A 4,326-nucleotide genomic window follows, 5' to 3' on the forward strand; every position below is an offset into this window, starting at 1 on the left:
GCCCAACTGGCCAAAACTGTCGGCGTCGACCCCAGCGTGATCGATTGCATCAAGGCAGGCGACGACGTCGGCACCGCCAAAGCGAAGGTCACAGCCGGAGACGCGACGCTGTCCGGGCTCAGTGCCACCGGCACACCGTTCGTGTGGGACGGCACCAAGGCCATCAACTATCAGGATCCGACCTGGCTTACCAAGCTAATCGGATAGTCCGTGCCAGCGTCATCCGAGTAGCGGTCACGATCTACGGGCGCGGCGTGGGAGGTGGCGGCGCCGTAGGCGTTTGCTGAGGACTCATCATGCCGCCCGGCCCCATCATCCCGCCCGGCCCCATCATCTCGCCCGGCCCCATCATCCCGCCCGGTTGCATCATCGGGCAGGAACCGTCATGGCCGCCGTAATAACCTCGGTGCCAGCCACTATGGAAGCCAGAGGACCAGCCCAAGAACAGCCCCGAGAAGAAGATCACGGCGACCACGAACACGACACCGGCGACGATGGCCACCCACGCCGCAACTTGACCCAGACGGCTAGGCGCGCTGTATCGGGGCTGTCCAGTCACGGTGGTCGATTCGACGGTGGATTCAGGCGTTTCAGTCATGGTTCGAAGGATGGCACACGCATACCCCACCGGGGTAGGGACTATTGGCCCTAGTAAGCGAAGCCACGCAGCTGGTCAGCTTGCTAAGACAACAGAGAGCGCGGCCCTGATCTCAGCTATTGCTGCGTCGGAATGCGTCTGGGCGAGATGCGGGCAGTTAAGACCGCTGGATGTGGAGCGCAGGCTTTGGCTAGGTATACGCGGCGGGCGGCGCTCGCCATGCTCGGTGCACTCGGTGCGGGCAGTGTGCTAGGTCTGCAGGTGTTCCGTCGCAGCATGTTCGAACCGCGGTCGACAGCTATCCGCCTCACCGACGGATGTGGCTTTATGGGTGCCGATTCGGTGGACATGAGCCGCTATATGGAGATGTTTAGCCGGCACCGGGAAATCAACCGTGTTGTGGAAGAGATTCCCGGCGGGGTGCGCACCACCACGCAATCGAACTCCCCGGAGCTTGCGGCTCAACTACAGGCGCATGTCTCAAGCATGTACTCCCATCTCGACCAGGGCACAGAGGTCATGTGCATGAGCCAGAGCCTGCCGATCCTGTTTCGCCAGGCCAACGGCTACCGCCGCCAATTCACCTTCACCGCAACGGGTGTGATCGCCGAGGAGACTGCGGATGATCCAGCTCTCAGCGAAGCCATCCGCGCGCACGCTCGGGAAGTCACCGGGTTCGTACAGCAAGGTATGCCCGCGATGATGCGGCAAATGATGGGCGGCGGCATGATGGGACCCGGCTGCATGATGGGTCCGCGTGGCGACCAATAGGGCTCAACTGATCCCCGACGCGTGCGACGCCGGGATCGCCGGGCGTGGGGGTTGCGGATCACCGCCGCCTGCGCGCGGCCAACCCCCAGCGCCCGACGAAGTCCATCACAAGATGTAGAGCATCTCCTGGTAGGTGGGCAGCGGCCACAGATCGTCGGCCACAACGCTTTCCAGCGTGTCGGCGGCGGCGCGGACCGCTGCCATCGCCGGCAGCAGCTCCTTCTGGGCGTGCGTGGCCTCGGCGAGCGCCGTCTCGGCCGAGTGGTCCGACAGCGCCGACTTCAGTGCCGCCAGCCCTTCTTCGAGGTCGGCGATCGGCGTCGAGACCGCTTGCAGTGCAGTCAGACTGGGCTCGACTCCAGCCGTTTTCAAAGCCGCCACGTTCTGCGCGAGCTCGGTCTGGTATCGGAGCGCGGCCGGCAGGATGACCGTGGTCCCAAGCTCGAGCGCTAGCTTCGCCTCGACCGCTACGGTCAGCGCGTACTGCTCCACGCGGACCTCATAGCGGCTGTGCAGCTCGCGCTCGTTGAACACGCCGTATTTCTCGAAGAGTTCAACCGATTCCGGCTTGATCAGCTCCGGAATGGCGTCCAGGGTGGTCTTCAGGTTCGGCAGGCCCCGCTCGGCCGCTTCGAGCTGCCACTTCTCGACGTATCCGTCACCGTTGTAGACCACCGCACCGTGCTCGGTGATGACGTCGGTGAGCAGCTTTTGGACCGCCTCATCGAAGACCTCGCCGTCTTCGACGGCCTTCTCCAGGACCGTGGCCATGTAGTCGAACGAGTCGGCCATGATCGTATTGAGGACGATCATCGGCACGGCCACCGTCTGCCCCGAGCCGGGCGCGCGAAACTCGAACCGGTTGCCGGTAAACGCGAACGGGCTGGTGCGGTTGCGGTCGCCCGGGTCAGTCGGCAAATGGGGCAGCGTGTCGACGCCAATGATCATGGTGCCCTTGCCCTTTGACGAGGTGGCCGCACCCTTGGCGATCTGCTCGAACACGTCGGCGAGCTGTTCGCCAAGAAAGATCGAGATGATCGCCGGCGGCGCCTCGTTGGCTCCCAGGCGGTGGTCGTTGGTGGCCGACGCGACGGACACTCGCAGCAGCCCGGCGAACTTGTGCACGGCGCGGATCACGGCCGCACAGAACACCAGGAACTGCGCATTCTCGTGCGGCGTGTCGCCGGGCACCAGTAGCGAGCCCAGCTCGGAGTTACCCACCGAGAAGTTGACGTGCTTACCCGATCCGTTCACGCCGGCGAATGGCTTCTCGTGGAACAGACATTCCATGCCGTGCTTCTTGGCGACCGTCTTGAAAATCGTCATCAGCAACTGCTGGTGGTCGGAGGCGATGTTGCCCCGTTCGAACATCGGCGCGATCTCGAACTGGCCCGGGGCCACCTCATTGTGTCGGGTCTTGGCCGGAATGCCGAGTTTGAACAATTCGCGCTCGGTGTCCATCATGAAGCCCAGGACACGCTCGGGCACCGCGCCGAAGTAGTGGTCGTCGAATTCCTGGCCTTTCGGCGGCTTCGTGCCGAACAGCGTGCGGCCGGCGTTGACCAGGTCCGGCCGTGCCAGGAAGAAGTGCCGGTCAACCAGGAAGTACTCCTGCTCCGGGCCACAGAACGAGACGACGTGGTTCAACTCCTTGTGGCCGAACAACTTCAGGATGCGCTCGGCGTGCGTGCCCATGGCCTGCTGGCTGCGCAGCAACGGCGTTTTGTAGTCGAGCGCCTCACCGGTCATCGAGACGAAGACCGTCGGGATGCACAGGGTGTTGCCGTTCGGGTTCTCCAGGATGTAGGCCGGGCTGGTGACGTCCCAGCCGGTGTAGCCGCGCGCCTCGAAGGTGCTGCGCAGCCCGCCCGACGGGAAGCTGGAGGCGTCGGGCTCGCCCTGAATAAGGGTCTTGCCGGCGAACTCGGCCAGGGCCTGACCGTCGGAGATGGGCTCTAAGAAGCTGTCGTGCTTCTCGGCGGTCAGGCCGGTCATCGGGTAGAAGACGTGGGCGTAGTGGGTGGCACCCTTCTCCAGTGCCCAGTCCTTCATCGCCGCCGCGACCGAGTCGGCGACCGCGGGGTCGAGCTTGGCGCCCTTCTCGATGGTCGCCACGACGGACTTGAACACCGCTTTTGGCAACCGTGCCTGCATCTCGGACTTGGTGAAGACGTTGGAGCCGAAGACCTTGCCCGGTTCTTCACCAGGTACGAAGCTGACGGCTGGGGGGATGTATGCCTCGACGTTGTTGATCGCCTGCAGTCGGACCGCGTTTCCGCTCAATTGACTTCCTTTAATCGCTTTATCGCTGAGGGGGTCCACGATTTCTTTTCCGCTAGGGAAGGTGGACCGCCCCACAGTAGGAAGGTTCGATGGCAAATTTGTTACGGCGGTGTCAACGATGGATCCGCAAAGGTTGCGATCATGAGTCGCAGAGCGGCGGCGAACTTGCGATCAGGCAGACGTGACGGCGGCTTGATCGTGGTCAGCGTCCCCGGCGCCGGATCCGGTCACCGCAGCGCCTATCGGCGGCACCCGGGTGGCCCGCACGTACACGGTGTCGCCGTCGCGCAAGGCCAGCGCCTCTGCATCACCGCGGGTGATCTGGGCGGTGAACGGAGCTCCGTTGGCCGCGTTCGTCAACTCCACGCGCACTTCGAAGCCCAGCGCGACCACCCTGTCGACGGCGGCGCGCACCACCCCGATGGACTCCGCGGTGCCGTCACCGCCGGCGATCGCCATCTCGGGATTGCGCCCTACCCGGATGTCGTGCGGGCGCACCAAGGCGCCGTTCAGCGCCGAGACCGCACCCAGGAAGGACATAACGAACGCGTTCGCCGGGGTGTCGTAGACCTCGGGCGGGGATCCGACCTGCTCGATGCGGCCCTTGTTGAGCACCGCGATCCGATCGGCCACATCCAGCGCCTCGGCCTGGTCGTGGGTGACCAGCACCGTGG

4 protein-coding genes and 1 pseudogene are annotated in these 4,326 nt (G+C 64.5%); 2 read left to right on the forward strand and 3 right to left on the reverse strand.

Annotated features, from left to right (window positions below; genetic code table 11):
• A pseudogene (locus tag ACLP4W_RS07690) lies at window positions 1-207 on the forward strand (serine/threonine protein kinase PknE); the annotation flags it as partial.
• Window positions 208-241: 34 nt separating this feature from the next.
• Here the strand turns inward: ACLP4W_RS07690 and ACLP4W_RS07695 are convergent.
• Window positions 242-598 carry a hypothetical protein gene (locus ACLP4W_RS07695; protein ID WP_442385547.1) on the reverse strand — a complete coding sequence of 119 codons (357 nt, stop codon included), beginning with the start codon at window positions 596-598 and terminating at the stop codon, window positions 242-244.
• 186 nt (window positions 599-784) lie between these two features.
• Between ACLP4W_RS07695 and ACLP4W_RS07700 the strand changes: the two genes are divergently transcribed.
• A complete protein-coding gene (locus ACLP4W_RS07700; protein ID WP_442385550.1) occupies window positions 785-1,369 on the forward strand; it encodes a hypothetical protein in 585 nt (194 codons plus the stop codon).
• 105 nt (window positions 1,370-1,474) lie between these two features.
• On the opposite strand, the gene ACLP4W_RS07705 is transcribed toward ACLP4W_RS07700, so the two are convergent.
• Together ACLP4W_RS07705 and ACLP4W_RS07710 are read right to left on the reverse strand one after the other, a co-directional pair.
• Window positions 1,475-3,652, reverse strand: a complete 2,178-nt coding sequence (locus tag ACLP4W_RS07705; RefSeq protein WP_442385548.1) for a glutamine synthetase III family protein — start codon at window positions 3,650-3,652, stop codon at window positions 1,475-1,477.
• 171 nt (window positions 3,653-3,823) lie between these two features.
• A partial coding sequence (locus tag ACLP4W_RS07710) for a TOBE-like domain-containing protein (RefSeq protein ID WP_442385549.1) occupies window positions 3,824-4,326 on the reverse strand: 503 nt, incomplete at its 5' end.

The organism is Mycobacterium sp. (genome assembly GCF_052145595.1).
Classification (GTDB): Bacteria; Actinomycetota; Actinomycetes; order Mycobacteriales; family Mycobacteriaceae; genus Mycobacterium.